The following is a 14,647-nucleotide window of genomic DNA, read 5'->3' on the forward strand; positions in this document are numbered from 1 at the left end:
GATCGAGCGGTGAACGGCGTTCTGTCCTGGTGGGACGGGGTCGAGGAGTGGCTCACCGGTCTGCCCTTCGTCCCGCAGCTCATCGTCACCGCCGTGGTGCTGGTGCCGTTGGCCACGCTCGTCGCGTCCGGGGTGAACTACCTGGTCGGACGACTCTTCTCGAAGCTCGGCCGCGCGGAGGCCGACGACGATCACGGATTGGGTATCTGACGCGATGTTTCGTTCCAAGGTCACGATTGCTCTGGTGGCACTGCTCGTTCTCGTGTTGCTCGCCTGGCTGATCCTCCGCTAGCACAACCTCGACGCCGCGTCACCACCCTCGCGGAGACACGAATCGCGGCGTTGAGAGCGGCCCGGCGCGGTGGTTAGGTTCTTCGGGTGAGCACGGGAACTCTTCAGCGCGCAGTCCTCAAGGCGGCATGCGTGACGGTCGCGCTGGCACTCGTCGCCGCGCTGGCCGGGTGCGGCGGCGGATCCACCGACCGTCCCGACGGCATCGACATCTCCTCGGGAAGCAGGCATCTCAACCTGGTGGCCTACGCGACCCCCAAGGTCGGCTTCGACATGGTGATTCCCGGTTTCCGCGCGACGCCGGAAGGTCACGACGTCGGCTTCTCCCAGTCGTACGGCGCGTCCGGCGACCAGTCGCGGAAGGTGGCCCGCGGTCTGCCGGCCGACGTGGTCAACTTCTCCGTGGAGCCCGACATCACCCGGCTGGTCGACGCCGGTGTCGTCGATGAGGACTGGCAGCAGCAGGCGCCGAACGATTCGATTCCCTTCGGGTCGGTGGTCGCGCTCGTCGTCCGCCAGGGCAACCCCAAGAACATCCATACGTGGGACGATCTCCTGCGGCCAGGCATCGAAGTGGTGACGCCGAACCCGGGCAGTTCCGGGTCCGCGAAGTGGAACCTGCTCGCTCCGTACGCGGCCAAGAGCGACGGCGGCCGGAACCCGCAGGCCGGGCTGGATTACGTCAGTGCCTTGGTCCGCGATCATGTGAAGGTGCTGCCGAAGTCCGGACGCGAGGCCACCTCGGCCTTCCAGCAGGGGCAGGGCGACGTCCTCATCAGCTATGAGAACGAGGCGATCATGCTGTCCCGCAAGAATGCGAGTTCGCCGCCGGCCGACCGCATCGACTACATCGTGCCCTCGGTCACCTTCAAGATCGAGAATCCGGTCGCGGTGGTCAACACGAGCACCGATCCGGCCGCCGCGCGGGCCTTCGTCAGGTACCTGTTCTCGACCCCGGGCCAGAAGCTGTGGGCCGAGGCGGGGTTCCGGCCGGTGGATCCGGACGTCGCGCGGCAGACCGCCCACCTGTTCCCCGGAGACATCCGCAAGGAGTGGACCGTCGCCGATCTCGGCGGCTGGAAGAAGGTCGACAAGCAGTTGTTCGGCAACGGCGGCGACATCAGCGAGATCTACGCGCGGGAGGCCGGACGGTGACCACCGAGCGCGTCTCTCACGAGACCCAGGACTTCGCGCCGCGCCGCGGATGGCGGCCCGACGGACCGCTCTCGCTCGGGATCACCGGGCTGTGGCTCAGCATCATCGTGCTGCTTCCGCTCGCCGCGATCGCCGCTCAGGCCTTCGACGACGGCGCGGGCGGATTCTGGGACGGCATCACCGATCCGGCGGCGCTGCAGGCGCTGGGCATCACCGTCGTGGTGTCGCTGATCGTCGGCGTCGTCAACGTGCTGTTCGGCACCGTGATCGCCTGGGTGCTGGTGCGTGACGAGTTCCCGGGCAAGGGTGTCGTCAACGCCATCATCGACCTGCCCTTCGCGCTGCCCACGATCGTCGCCAGCCTGGTGCTGCTCGCCCTCTACGGGCCCAACAGTCCCTTCGACATCCACCTGGCGGCCACTCAGCCGGGCGTCGTCCTCGCGCTGACCTTCGTGACGCTGCCCTTCGTCGTCCGGCAGGTGCAGCCGGTCTTGATGGAACTCGACACCTCGGTGGAGGAGGCGGCCGCGGTCCTGGGCGCCGGCAATCGGGTGATCTGGTCGCGGATCGTGCTGCCCGCGCTGCTGCCCGCGATCCTCAGCGGTGCCGGACTGGCGTTCACCCGCGCGATCGGCGAGTTCGGTTCGGTGGTTCTGATCGGCGGCAACATCCCGGGCAAGACGCAGGTCGCTTCGCAGTACATCCAGCAGCAGATCGAGGTCGACGAGCCGGTGAACGCGGCCGCAGTGTCCGTGGCATTGCTGGTCATCGCCTTCGTCGTCCTGTTCCTGCTGCGTGTCGTGGCCAAGATCCAGACCCGCCGGGAGGGCTCGGAATGATCGTCTCTCGTCTCACCAGATTGACGCTGCGATCCATCGCACTGCTGTACCTGACGGTGCTGCTCGTCGTACCCGTCGGACTGATCTTCTGGCGATCGTTCGAGCACGGGCTGGGGCAGTTCTGGGAGTGGATCACCACGCCGGCGGCCATCTCGGCGCTCCAGCTCACATTGCTCATCGTGGCGATCGTGGTGCCGCTCAACGTGATCTTCGGAGTCCTGACCGCTCTCGCCCTCGCGCGCGGCCGGTTCCGGGGCAAGGGCGTGCTGCAGGCGGTGGTCGATCTGCCGTTCGCGGTGTCGCCGGTGGTGGTCGGCGTGGCGCTGATCGCCCTGTGGGGCGCCGAGGGCTGGTTCGGCGGCATCGAGTCGCTCGGATTCCGCGTCATCTTCGGGATCCCGGGCATGGTGCTCGCCACGATCTTCGTCACCCTGCCTTTCGTCGTCCGCGAGGTGGAGCCGGTGCTGCGCGAGATCGGCACCGAGCAGGAGGAGGCCGCCGCGACGCTCGGCGCCACCGGCTGGCAGACGTTCAGCCGGATCACACTGCCCGCCGTCCGATGGGGTCTCACCTACGGTGTGGTCCTGACGATCGCCCGCGCGCTCGGCGAATTCGGCGCGGTCACGATGGTGTCGTCGAACTTCCCGGGAGTCTCGCAGACGCTGACGCTGCTGGTGAACTCGAGGTACACCGACGACTACAACGAGTACGGGGCGTACGCCGCGGCGACCCTGCTCATGATGGTCGCCATTCTCGTCCTGGTCGTGATGACGCTCATCGAGCGCCGGGCCAAGGGCAAGCTCGCGGATGCGAGCGCGGAGACGATGAAGGCCGTGTCCGCGGACCGGAACGAACACGAGGCTGCCCACGCGCCGACGGCCGTCGGCGCGGGCGAGGAGAACAACTGACATGTCCATCTCGGTGATCGGCGCCAACAAGCGCTACGGCGACTTCGCGGCCCTCGACGACGTCTCCATCGACATCCCGGAGGGATCCCTGACCTCCCTGCTCGGCCCGTCGGGATCGGGCAAGTCGACGCTCCTGCGCGCCATCGCGGGTCTGGATCGGCTCGATTCGGGAACGGTACGGATCAACGGCGTCGACGTCTCGGGTGCGTCGCCGCAGCAGCGCGACATCGGGTTCGTCTTCCAGCACTACGCCGCGTTCAAGCACCTCACTGTCCGCGACAACATCGCCTTCGGCCTGAAGATCCGCAAGCGTCCCAAGCACGAGATCAAGGCGAAGGTCGACGAGCTGCTCGACATCGTCGGACTCACCGTCTTTCAGAAGCGCTATCCGGCTCAGCTCTCGGGCGGTCAGCGTCAGCGGATGGCGTTGGCCCGCGCTCTGGCCGTTGATCCGCAGGTGCTCCTGCTCGACGAGCCCTTCGGCGCCCTCGACGCCAAAGTGCGTGAGGACCTGCGCAAATGGCTGCGTCAGCTGCACGATGAAGTGCACGTGACGACGGTCCTCGTGACACACGACCAGCAGGAGGCGCTCGACGTCTCCGACCGGATCGCGGTGCTGAACAAGGGGCGCATCGAGCAGGTCGGCAAGCCCGACGATCTGTACGACCGGCCGGACAACGTCTTCGTCGCGTCGTTCCTCGGATCGATTTCGCGGTTGAACGGCGAACTGGTGCGTCCGCACGACATCCGGCTCGGCCGCTCGGCCGAGATGGTCTATCCGCCCGCCGAGACCGCGCTGGACACCGGCGTGATCAAGGCGCGGGTGAAGCGCGTGGTGAATCTCGGCTTCGAGACCCGCGTGGAACTGGTCTCGGCGGCGTCGGGCGAGGAGTTCGTCGCGCAGATCACGCGCGGTGACCAGAACGCCCTGCGTCTGGTGGCCGGCGAGGACATCTTCGCGCGCGCCACGAAAGTGCCGCAACTCTCGGCCGACTAGGGATTCGGTACGGCACGAAGTGCCGTAGATCGCAGGGGTTCGACCGTTCGGCGCAAAGACTTCGGACCTATGGTGGCACTGAGTGTCATTGGACTATGGTGGTCGGGTCACACTGCACCACCACTCCCCGAAGGGGTCACACCATGACGCTTCCCGCCCGATCCGGACTCGACAGCCCGCTGACGCCCCTGCGATTCCTCGACCGTGCCGTCGAGGTGCATCCGGACAAGGAGGCGGCCGTCGACGGCGGTCGGCGACGCACGTACCGCGAGCTGGCGGCTGAGGTGACCCGTCTGGCCCAAGCCCTGCGTGCCTCTGGGATCGGAGAGGGCGACCGAGTGGCGTATCTGGCGACCAATTCGCTGGAGATGCTGGTCGCGCACTTCGCGGTGCCGCTCGCCGGCGGCGTGCTGGTGGCGGTCAACACCCGTCTCGCACCCGCCGAGGTCCGCTACATCTGCAATCACTCGGGAGCACGTCTGCTGGTCGGCGACGCGCCGTTCCTCGAGGCGCTCGCGGGCGTGGAATTCGAGACCGTGCGCGAGGTGGTCGAGACCCCGAGCGTCGACGGCGAGTACACCGGTGCGGGCGATCTGCGGTACGACGAGCTGACGGCACGCGGCTCCGACAGCCCGATCCCGTGGGAGGTCGACGACGAGAACTCGCTGATCAGCATCAACTACACCTCGGGCACCACCGGCGAGCCCAAGGGCGTGATGTACACCCATCGCGGTGCGTACCTGGCCTCGCTGGGCAACGTGCTCACCCAAGGATTCGGCATCGACACCCGCTACCTGTGGACCCTGCCGATGTTCCACTGCAACGGCTGGTGCGGCCCCTGGTCGGTGACGGCGGTCGCGGGCACGCACGTGTGCCTGCGGGCGGTTCGCGGCGACGACATGTGGCGTCTCATCGACACCGAACTGGTGACCCAGATGAGTGGCGCGCCGACGGTGCTGACCACACTCGCCACCGCGGGCGAGGCCCACCGGATGGACCGGCCCCTGACCATCGCGACCGCGGGGGCGCCGCCGAGCCCCACGATCATTCGCGCGATCCGCAATCTGGGGATCGAGCTCGTGCACGTCTACGGTCTCACCGAGACCTACGGCCCGTACTCGGTGTGCGAGCCCAGCGCGAGCTGGTCGTCGCTGTCGGGCGAGGAACTGGCCGTGCGCATGGCACGGCAGGGCGTCGGGATGATCACCGCCGATCGGCTCCGCGTCGTTCTCCCGGAGCCCGCCGAGGACGGGACCCTGGTGGATGTGGAGCCCGACGGTGTGATGATGGGCGAGATCGTGATGCGCGGCAATGTGGTGATGAAGGGTTACTTCGAGGATCCGGAGCGCACCGCCGAGGCCTTCGCCGGAGGCTGGTTCCACTCGGGCGATCTCGGCGTGATGCATCCCGACGGCTACGTGCAGCTCCTCGACCGGGCCAAGGACGTCATCATCTCCGGCGGTGAGAACATCTCGACCATCGAGGTGGAGCAGGCGGTGGTGAGCCATCCCGCGATCGTCGACGTCGCGGTGGTCGGCGTGCCGGACGACAAGTGGGGCGAGCGCCCGAAGGCCTACGCGGTGCGCAAGCCGGGCGAACAGCTCACCGAGGCCGAGGTGATCGCACACGTGAAGAGCCGGATCGCGGGCTACAAGGCTCCGCGCGAGGTGGAGTTCGTCGACGATCTGCCGAAGACGTCGACCGGCAAGATCCGCAAGAACGAACTCCGCGACGCCGCCTGGGGCGACTCGACCATGCGCATCCAAGGCTGACCGTTTGAGGGTTGTCTCGGGCTGGGTCTGCAGGGTTGTCGAGCAGCGCGCGAACGCAGTGAGTGTGCGTGTCGAGACGCGCGTATGTCTCGATTCGCTTCGTCACTTCGTTCCTCGCGACTCGACGGGCCTCGGGCTGGGTCTCGCAGGGTGGCCTCGGGCCTCGCAGGGTTGTCGAGCAGCGCGCGAACGTAGTGAGTGTGCGTGTCGAGACGTGTGCGTATGTCTCGATTCGCTTCGTCACTTCGTTCCTCGCGACTCGACGGGCCTTGGGCTGGGTTTGGCAGGGTTGTCGAGCAGCGCGCGAACGCAGTGAGTGTGCGTGTCGAGACGTGTGCGCATGTCTCGATACGCTTCGTCACTTCGTTCCTCGCGACTCGACGGGCCTCGGGCTTCGCAGGGTTGTCGAGCAGCGCGCGAACGTAGTGAGTGCGCGTGTCGAGACTCCCGGGGCCCGGAGGAAGCGAACTCGGGAGTCAGCTCGCGACGACGACCGCGGCGGCTGTATACAGGCGAGCGACTGCGTCGACCAGACACGGGTGGTCGGCGACAGGACCGGCCACGACCATCGGTACGTCCATCGCGTCGAGATACCGCTCCACCCGATCGGTCAACAGGCCCGCCGATAGGAACAACGGACTGACCGCGACGCGGTCGGCGCCGTCGGCCAGGAGTGCGTCGACCGTCTCCCGGACGGCGGCGCCGTCACGGCCCAGACGGGTGGCGAAGAGCGTGCGTACCGGCCGGCCGAGCGCTGCGGAGAGTTCGCGGCCTCGTCCGATCACCGAAGCGTCGCTGCCGGCGTCCGACGATCCGACGGCGAGCATCAGCACGCCGTCGCGAGGGCCGGCACCGGCCTCCGACAGCCGCTCGACCAGCGCCGGAACCGGGGAGTACCGGCCCACGACCGGAGTCTGGACGATGGTCGCGGCGGGATTCGCGGCGTGGGCCGCGTCGATCAGCGCGGGCAGATCCACCTTGCTGTGATAGCCGTCGCCGAACAGCAACGGAACGACCACCACTTCGCCGGACACGGACCCGAGAACATCGGTGAGCAGGGGAGCGGTCAGGTCGAGGTATGCCAGCTCCACCGTCACGCCGGGCAGCGCGATGCGGACCGCATCGGTCACCCGGCGCGCGGTGACGCCGAAGCGCGGATCACGACTGCCGTGCGCGGCGAGAACGAGCGTGGTCATCCGGACCGGGCGGTCACGCCAAGGCCGGCGACGGCAGCTCGAGCGCCGCCAGCGCGTCGCCGACCAGGCCGGCACCGAGGGTGTTGCCGCCCTGCGGATCGATCAACAGGAAGCTGCCCGACTCGCGGCTGCGCGAGTAGTCGTCGGCCGGGATCGGCTCGGCGGTCATCAGCGAGACCCGTCCGATCTGGTTCAGCTCGATCGACTCCGGTGCCTCGACCAGGGCGAGGTTCTGTTCGTCGAAGAGCGCGTCGAGGCCGCCGACGATCACCTGCGTGGTCTTGGCGCCGTGCTTCAACAGCAGGCGGGCACCGGCACGCAGCGGCTTCTCCGACAGCCAGCACACCGTGGTGGTGAACTGCTGCGCGGGCTCCGGCGCATCGGCCGCCGAGGCGATCAGATCGCCGCGCGAGATGTCGATGTCGTCGGTCAACAGCAGCGTGACGCTCCGGCCGGCGTGCGCCGTGTCCAGCTCGCCGTCGGGGGTGTCGATCTTCGCGATCGTCGAGCGCAGACCGGACGGCTGGACGACGATCTCGTCGCCGACCGACACGCTTCCCGCGGCCACCAGACCGGCGTAGCCGCGGTAGTCCGGGTACTCGGGGGTGCGCGGCCGGATCACGTACTGCACGGGGAATCGGAGTCCGACCTGCCCGCGGTCGAGCTCGTTCGGCACCGTCTCCAGATGCTCGATGAGAGTCGGACCGTCGTAGTACGGCGTGTTCTCCGAGCGGATCGCGACATTGTCGCCGTGGAGCGCCGAGACCGGGATCTCCTGGACCTGCTCGGGCGAGTAGCCGAGCGACGCGGTGATCTGGTTGAACTCGGCCGAGATCTCGGCGAACACCTCGGCGGCGTTCTCCACGAGGTCGATCTTGTTGACTGCGAGCACCAGCCGCGGAACGCCGAGCAGGGCCATCACGGCGGCGTGCCGACGCGTCTGCGCGACGACGCCGCTGCGGGCGTCGACCAGCAGGATCACCAGCTGCGCGGTAGACGCTCCGGAGACGGTGTTGCGCGTGTACTGCACGTGGCCGGGGGTGTCGGCGAGGACGAACGACCGGGCGGGGGTCGCGAAGTAGCGGTACGCGACGTCGATGGTGATGCCCTGCTCGCGCTCGGCGCGCAGGCCGTCGACCAGGAGCGACAGGTCCGGGGTGTCCATGCCGCGGTCCACCGAGGCCTTGGTGACGGCGTCGATCTGGTCGGCGAGCACCGACTTGGTGTCGTACAGCAGGCGGCCGACGAGGGTCGACTTGCCGTCGTCCACGGAACCGGCCGTGGCGATGCGCAGAAGGTCGGGGGAGTGCTTCATCAGAAATATCCTTCGCGCTTGCGGTCTTCCATGGCGGCCTCGGAGACGCGGTCGTCGCCGCGGGTGGCTCCGCGTTCGGTCAGCCGCGATGCGGCGACCTCGGCCAGAACGGCTTCGTTGTCGGTGGCCTCGGACAGCACCGCACCGGTGGTGGAGCCGTCGCCGACGGTGCGGTAGCGCACCATCCGGGTCTCGACGGTCTCGTCCTCGCGCGGTCCGCCCCACGGCCCGGCGGTCATCCACATGCCGTCGCGCTGGTACACCTCGCGCTCATGCGCGTAGTACAGCGGCGCCAGCAGCACCTGCTCGCGGGCGATGTAACGCCACACGTCCAGCTCGGTCCAGTTGCTCAGCGGGAACACGCGCACGTGCTCGCCCGGAGCGTGCCTGCCGTTGTAGAGGTTCCACAGTTCGGGACGCTGACGCTTCGGGTCCCACTGGCCGAAGGCGTTGCGCAGCGAGAAGATGCGTTCCTTCGCGCGGGCCCGCTCTTCGTCGCGCCGGGCGCCGCCGAACACGGCGTCGAAGCGGTTCTCGCTGATGCCGTCCAGCAGCGGGATGGTCTGCAGCGGGTTGCGGATGCCGTCCGGCCGCTCGGTGAGACGGCCGTCGGCCAGATACTCCTCGACGCTCGCGACGTGCAGGCGCAGGCCGTGACGTTCGACGATCTCGTCGCGGAACTCGATGATCTCCGGCAGGTTGTGGCCGGTGTCCACGTGCAGCAGCGAGAACGGCAGCGGCGCGGGCCAGAAGGCCTTGAGCGCCAGGTGCAGCAGCAACGTCGAGTCCTTGCCGCCGGAGAACAGGATCACCGGCCGCTCGAACTCGCCCGCCACCTCGCGGAAGATGTGGATGGCCTCGGACTCGAGGGCGTCGAGCGTGGTGAATCCCTCGTCTCGCTGCGCTCGCTCAGGACGGTGTTCGTCACGGTCCGCGACGGCGGACTGGACGTCTGTCGATTCGATGATGCTCATGCGTGCAACCCGCATTCTGTCTTGGCGCTGCCGGCCCAACGGCCGCTGCGCGGATCGGCTCCGGCGGCTGGTTTGACGGTGCACGGTTCGCACCCGATCGAGGGATAGCCCTCGTCGACCAGCGGATTCACCAGGACGCCGTGGCTGTCGATGTAGTCCTGGAACTGCTCGTCGCTCCATGCGGCGAGCGGATTGATCTTGACCAGGCCGAAGCCCTCGTCGAAGGAGATCAACGGTGCGTTGGCGCGGGTGGGCGCCTCCACTCGGCGGATACCGGTGACCCATGCGCGGAAGGGTGCCAGGGCACCGCGCAGCGGGACCACCTTGCGCAGCCGGCAGCATTCGGCCGCGTCGGTGGCGAACAGATTTCTGCCGACCAGCTCGTCCTGCTCCTGCACCGTCTGCTCGGGCGTGATGTTGAGCAGTTCGAGGTCGTAGACCTGCTCGACGGCGTCCCGGGTGCCGAGGGTCTCGGCGAAGTGGTAGCCGGTGTCGAGGAACAGCGCCTTGAGCCTGCCGCCGACGGCCTCCTTGTCCTCGATCGCCTTGTCGGCGACGTCGATCAGTACGGCGTCCTGCATGTTCGCCGCGATGACGAAGTGCGGGCCGAAGGTCTCGGCGGTCCAGCGCAGCAGTTCCTCGGCGGTGGCGTCGGGTCCGAGCTGCTCGGCACCGGCCTCCGCGATCGCCTTCAGTTCGTCCAGATCATCTGTGGTGACGGTCATCGTCTTTCCCTCACTGCAGTTCGGCGTCGTCGGCGCGGACCGCCCATTCGGCGAAGCGTTCGCCGGGGTTGCGGCCTGCGATGAAATTGCGGACGAGACGTTCGATGTACTCGGTGGCCTCACTGGCGTAGATCTTGTGCTGGCGCAGCTTTCGGCCGAAGCCGCTGTCGAAGCCCAGGCTTCCGCCGAGATGCACCTGGAAGCCCTCCACCGGGGTGCCGTCGTCGTCGATCAGCTGACCCTTGAGGCCGATGTCGGCGACCTGCACGCGGGCGCAGGAGTTGGGGCAGCCGTTGAAGTTGATGGTGATCGGCACGTCGAGCTGCTCGTTGAGTTCGGCCAGACGCTTCTCCAACTCCGGAACCAGAGCCTGCGACCGGCTGCGGGTCTCGGTGAACGAGAGCTTGCAGTACTCCAGACCGGTGCACGCGATCAGGTTCCGGCGCCACACCGACGGCTTCGACTGCAGGCCGACGGCGGTCAGGTCCGCGTCGAGTTGGGCGATCCGGTCCTCGGGGACGTTCACCACGACCAGCTTCTGGTACGGCGTGAAGCGGACGCTGTCGCTGCCTGCCTTCTCCGCGGCATCGGCGATCGCGTACAGCACGTCGTCCGACAGTCGGCCGGAGACGGCGGAGAACCCGACCGCGTACAGGCCGTTCTTCTGCTTGGTGACGCCGACGTGGTCGATTGGCTGCTTCGGCGGAGTCGGCGCCGGGCCGTCGATGAGCTTGCGGTGCAGGTACTCGTCTTCGAGGACCTGGCGGAACTTCTCCGGCCCCCAGTCCTTCATCAGGAACTTCAGCCGGGCCTTGGAACGCAGGCGCCGGTAGCCGTAGTCGCGGAAGATCGCGACTACGCCCTCCCAGACGTCGGGGACCTCGTCGAGCGGCACCCAGACACCGAGCCGCTTGGCCAGCATCGGGTTGGTCGAGAGCCCGCCGCCGACCCAGAGGTCCAGTCCGGGGCCGTGTTCGGGGTGCTCGACGCCGACGAACGAGACGTCGTTGATCTCGTGCACCACGTCCTGCAGACCCGAGACGGCGGTCTTGAACTTGCGCGGCAGGTTCGAGTACTCGGGGTTGCCGATGTAGCGGCGCTTGATCTCGGCGAGGGCCGGACTGGCGTCGAGGACCTCGTCGGTGGAGAGCCCTGCCAGGGGAGAGCCGAGCATGCCGCGCGGGCAGTCGCCGCAGGCCTCGGTGGTCTCCAGGCCGACCTCTTCGAGCCGGCGCCAGATCTCCGGGACGTTCTCGATCTCGATCCAGTGGTATTGCAGGTTCTGGCGGTCGGTGACGTCGGCGGTACCGCGGGCGAAGTCGCGAGAGATCGACGCCAGCGTGCGCACCTGCGCCAGGTTCAGCTGTCCGCCGTCGGTGCGGACCCGCATCATGAAGTACGGCGCCTCGATCTCGTCGATGTGGGCTTCGCCCGAGTACGTTCCGTCGAATCCTTCGGCCCGCTGGGTGTAGAGGCCCATCCAGCGGAAACGGCCCCGCAGGTCGGCCTTGTCGATGCCGTCGAAGCCGACGTACTGGTAGCTGTCGATGATGCGACGCCGCACATTGAGCGGGTTGTCGTCGCGCTTGCTCTGCTCGTTCGCGTTGAGCGGGGTGCGATAGCCGAGGGCCCACTGGCCTTCGGATCGGCGCTTGGTGGGACGCGCGCGCTTGCGGGGCGCCTCGGTGGGCGTCTCCGTCGGCTCCGCGGTGGTGGGGGACGTGAGCGTCATCAGTTCTCCTGAGCGTGCAGCGCACAGCACGGCACGACGATTGGGCTGAAATCAGAATGTGACGAAGATCGGCATCCTCAGAGACCCGCGATGGGCTGGCGGGTCGGGACTTCTCGAAAGGCCGAGACGTCGGCTAGTGCCGACAGAAAGCGCTGCAGACGCGCTTGAGATCGATGTGCCGCCGTTCGGCGAGCCACACTCCTGAGGAAGTCACGACTGCCATAGTGCCACGTCCGACGAGGTCAGTCTACTTGGGGTTATTTTTCCTCAGCGTGAGATTAATATCCTTGACACGGCGTGAGTCATGATGGATAGGTGATTGACCGACGTGCTCCGGAGGCACTCTCCGCACAGGCACGCACCACAGTGGCGACCGCCGACCCCAGTCGGCCGCTGAGCCTCTACCTCCATGTGCCGTTCTGCGCCACGCGCTGCGGATACTGCGATTTCAACACGTATACGGCCGGTGAACTCGGTTCGTCGTCGTCCCCGCAGAGCTGGATGGAGGGGGTGCGCGCCGAACTCGATCAGGCCGCCGCGCTCCTGGCCCCGGGCCGGCGCGTCGGCACCGTGTTCGTCGGCGGCGGCACCCCGTCGCTGCTCGGCGCCGACGGGCTCGCCGACCTGCTGGGGGCCGTGCGCGACTCGTTCGTCCTCGCGCCCGGCGCCGAGGTGACGACGGAGTCGAATCCGGAGTCGACGTCGCCGGAGTTCTTCGAAGGGCTGCGGGCCGCGGGGTTCACCCGCGTCTCGCTCGGGATGCAGTCGGCCGCGCGGCACGTACTCGCGGTACTCGAACGCACGCACACGCCCGGCCGTGCCCTCGACGCCGCGCGCGAGGCCGCGGCGGCGGGCTTCGAGCACCTCAATCTGGATCTGATCTACGGGACACCGGGTGAGCGCGACGAGGATCTCGACGCCTCGCTCGACGCCGTCCTGTCGGTCCCCGTCGACCACGTCTCGGCCTACGCGCTGATCGTGGAGGACGGAACGCGGTTCGCCCGCAAGGTGCGCCGCGGGGAGATCCCCATGCCCGACGACGATGTGCTCGCGGCGCGCTACGAGATGATCGACTCGCGTCTGCGCGCCGCGGGAATGGCCTGGTACGAGGTGTCGAACTGGGCGCGCGCTCGCCCGGATGCGTCGCCCGACCCGGATTCGGTGTGCCGCCACAACGAGGCGTATTGGCGCAGCGACGACTGGTGGGGGATCGGCCCGGGTGCGCACTCGCATGTGGACGGGGTGCGCTGGTGGAACCAGAAGCATCCGGCCACCTATTCGGCGTCGCTGGCCTCCGGCTCGCTCCCGATCGGCGGCCACGAGATCCTCACCGCGGACGACCGGCACACCGAGGCGGTGATGCTGCGTCTGCGCATGCACCTGGGGCTCGACGTGAACGTGCTCTCGGGCGCGGAACGGATTCGAGCCGATGCCGCGGTGGCCCAGGGGCTGCTGCGGACGGTCGCGGGCGCCTATGTGCTGACCGATCGCGGACGCCTGCTCGCCGACGGCGTGGTCCGCGACATCCTCGTCGCGCAGTAGCGGACCTCGGCCGTGCGATCGCTGCTGAGAAGGGCGGTCATCCCGTCTGGTAGACCCCGCTGCCCGTCGCGACGAGCCCGTCGTCGGCCCGGGTCCGGATCTCGACCGCGCAATGGTTGAGTCTCCGGCCCTTGCGAAGCCGGGTCGCGACGATCTCGATGTCGTCGTTCATGGCGGGTGCGATGAAGTTGACGGACATGCTGACGGTGACCCCGCGCAGCTTCTCGGGTACCGGGTCGTCACCCGCCCATGCGGCCGCCATGATGCCCAGATCCACGCATGCTCCGATGGCTCCGCCGTGGACCATCGGCCCGACCGTGGTGTTGGACTCGGCGAACGGGAGGCGCAGGTGTGCGGTGCCCTCGCCGATGTCGATCAACTCGACGCCGAGTGTGTCGATGAACGGTGATGTGGGGAAGAACGCGCGCATGGCGTCCGAGCCGGTGGCCGGCTGTCGGTCGGCGGTGGTCGTCATCTGAATGCTCCTTTTCGTAGTATTACTATGAAACCATAATTTGACTACGAAATCGTAGTGTTACTACGTTATTGATATGACAGTTCCCTTGACCCCGCCGTCCGACAAGCGACGCCGCCGAACACATGACGCGGTGCTCGACGCAGCCGCAGAACTCTTCGCCGACCAGGGGTTCCGCCGCACGTCCGTCGACCAACTCGCCCACGCGGCCGACGTGGCGCTGAGCTCTATCTACTCGAACTTCCCGGGCGGCAAAGCCGACGTGTATGTGGCGCTGGCATGCCGAATCGCCCGCGACCACGTGGAGCGGATGGAGGCGGCGATCGCTTCCGCGGAAGAGGCCGTGGAACTCGCCGTCTTCGACGAGTACCTGCTCTTCCACGCCGACAACCCGCTGGCCTTCCGGGCGCTGGGACTGGTCGACGTCGGTCCGGACGATTCCGAGCTCGTCGACCAGGCGCGGGCGATGATCCGCGGGCTGCTCGGCGGGCTCGTCGAGCAGGTGGTCGGAGCGTCGGCCCTGCCGCCCCGCGCGGCGAGACTCGAGGCGCTGCGGCTCTGGGGTACGGCGAACGGCATGATCTCCCTGCGTGCACAGGGGTTCACCGACTCGGCCGAGTTCGACGCCTTGCTCGCGTCGATCCGCGGTGAGCTGGCCGACCGCGTCGACGGCGCGCACCGGATCGGCGCGCGATGAGGGCGGGCGAACACCTGACCCCGCCGCCC

14 protein-coding genes are annotated in these 14,647 nt (G+C 68.0%); 8 read left to right on the forward strand and 6 right to left on the reverse strand.

Going from position 1 to position 14,647, the window contains the following annotated elements; genetic code table 11:
* The first annotated feature begins 9 nt into the window (after positions 1 to 9).
* The 6 genes from ACE11G_RS05785 (at position 10) to ACE11G_RS05810 (ending at position 5,962) form a co-directional block, all read left to right on the forward strand.
* Positions 10 to 210, forward strand: coding sequence for a hypothetical protein (locus ACE11G_RS05785; RefSeq protein WP_006897623.1), 201 nt, complete (start codon positions 10 to 12; stop codon positions 208 to 210).
* A gap of 168 nt (positions 211 to 378) precedes the next feature.
* Positions 379 to 1,446, forward strand: a complete 1,068-nt coding sequence (locus tag ACE11G_RS05790) for a sulfate ABC transporter substrate-binding protein (RefSeq protein ID WP_062367882.1) — start codon at positions 379 to 381, stop codon at positions 1,444 to 1,446.
* Positions 1,443 to 2,285, forward strand: a complete 843-nt coding sequence (gene cysT / locus ACE11G_RS05795) for a sulfate ABC transporter permease subunit CysT (RefSeq protein WP_006897625.1) — start codon at positions 1,443 to 1,445, stop codon at positions 2,283 to 2,285. Before ACE11G_RS05790 ends, cysT begins: the two co-directional genes overlap by 4 nt.
* Positions 2,282 to 3,193, forward strand: a complete 912-nt coding sequence (gene cysW, locus ACE11G_RS05800) for a sulfate ABC transporter permease subunit CysW (protein WP_062367881.1) — start codon at positions 2,282 to 2,284, stop codon at positions 3,191 to 3,193. Before cysT ends, cysW begins: the two co-directional genes overlap by 4 nt.
* A gap of 1 nt (position 3,194) precedes the next feature.
* Positions 3,195 to 4,190, forward strand: coding sequence for a sulfate/molybdate ABC transporter ATP-binding protein (locus ACE11G_RS05805; RefSeq protein ID WP_006897627.1), 996 nt, complete (start codon positions 3,195 to 3,197; stop codon positions 4,188 to 4,190).
* 143 nt (positions 4,191 to 4,333) lie between these two features.
* Positions 4,334 to 5,962, forward strand: coding sequence for an AMP-binding protein (locus tag ACE11G_RS05810; RefSeq protein ID WP_062367880.1), 1,629 nt, complete (start codon positions 4,334 to 4,336; stop codon positions 5,960 to 5,962).
* Between the two features lie 476 nt (positions 5,963 to 6,438).
* Here the strand turns inward: ACE11G_RS05810 and ACE11G_RS05815 are convergent, their stop codons facing one another.
* The 5 genes from ACE11G_RS05815 to ACE11G_RS05835 are packed head-to-tail and all read right to left on the reverse strand — an operon-like array spanning position 6,439 to position 11,904.
* Entirely contained in the window at positions 6,439 to 7,158 is a 720-nt protein-coding gene (locus tag ACE11G_RS05815; protein WP_375003919.1) for a sirohydrochlorin chelatase, read from the reverse strand.
* A 13-nt stretch (positions 7,159 to 7,171) separates the two neighbouring features.
* On the reverse strand, positions 7,172 to 8,473 hold the full coding sequence (locus ACE11G_RS05820; RefSeq protein ID WP_006897630.1) for a sulfate adenylyltransferase subunit 1: 1,302 nt from the start codon (positions 8,471 to 8,473) through the stop codon (positions 7,172 to 7,174).
* Complete coding sequence (gene cysD / locus ACE11G_RS05825; protein ID WP_372452511.1) at positions 8,473 to 9,447, reverse strand: sulfate adenylyltransferase subunit CysD; 975 nt, start codon at positions 9,445 to 9,447, stop codon at positions 8,473 to 8,475. Before cysD ends, ACE11G_RS05820 begins: the two co-directional genes overlap by 1 nt.
* A complete protein-coding gene (locus ACE11G_RS05830) occupies positions 9,444 to 10,172 on the reverse strand; it encodes a phosphoadenylyl-sulfate reductase (RefSeq protein WP_006897632.1) in 729 nt (242 codons plus the stop codon). Before ACE11G_RS05830 ends, cysD begins: the two co-directional genes overlap by 4 nt.
* Positions 10,173 to 10,182: 10 nt before the next feature.
* The gene (locus ACE11G_RS05835; RefSeq protein ID WP_045539104.1) at positions 10,183 to 11,904 is read right to left on the reverse strand and encodes a nitrite/sulfite reductase; all 1,722 of its coding nucleotides are present in this window, start codon (positions 11,902 to 11,904) and stop codon (positions 10,183 to 10,185) included.
* Between the two features lie 315 nt (positions 11,905 to 12,219).
* Here ACE11G_RS05835 and hemW point away from each other — a divergent pair, with 315 nt between their 5' ends.
* Positions 12,220 to 13,446 (forward strand): radical SAM family heme chaperone HemW, encoded by a 1,227-nt coding sequence (hemW, locus tag ACE11G_RS05840; protein WP_375003920.1) that lies wholly within the window; start codon positions 12,220 to 12,222, stop codon positions 13,444 to 13,446.
* Positions 13,447 to 13,483: 37 nt separating this feature from the next.
* Here hemW and ACE11G_RS05845 read toward each other — a convergent pair whose 3' ends face one another.
* Entirely contained in the window at positions 13,484 to 13,921 is a 438-nt protein-coding gene (locus ACE11G_RS05845) for a PaaI family thioesterase (protein WP_222111544.1), read from the reverse strand.
* Positions 13,922 to 13,997: 76 nt separating this feature from the next.
* Between ACE11G_RS05845 and ACE11G_RS05850 the strand changes: the two genes are divergently transcribed.
* On the forward strand, positions 13,998 to 14,618 hold the full coding sequence (locus ACE11G_RS05850; protein WP_375003921.1) for a TetR/AcrR family transcriptional regulator: 621 nt from the start codon (positions 13,998 to 14,000) through the stop codon (positions 14,616 to 14,618).
* The last annotated feature ends 29 nt before the right edge of the window (positions 14,619 to 14,647 follow it).

Source organism: Gordonia sp. PS3 (assembly GCF_041950545.1).
In the GTDB taxonomy this organism is placed as follows: domain Bacteria; phylum Actinomycetota; class Actinomycetes; order Mycobacteriales; family Mycobacteriaceae; genus Gordonia; species Gordonia sihwensis.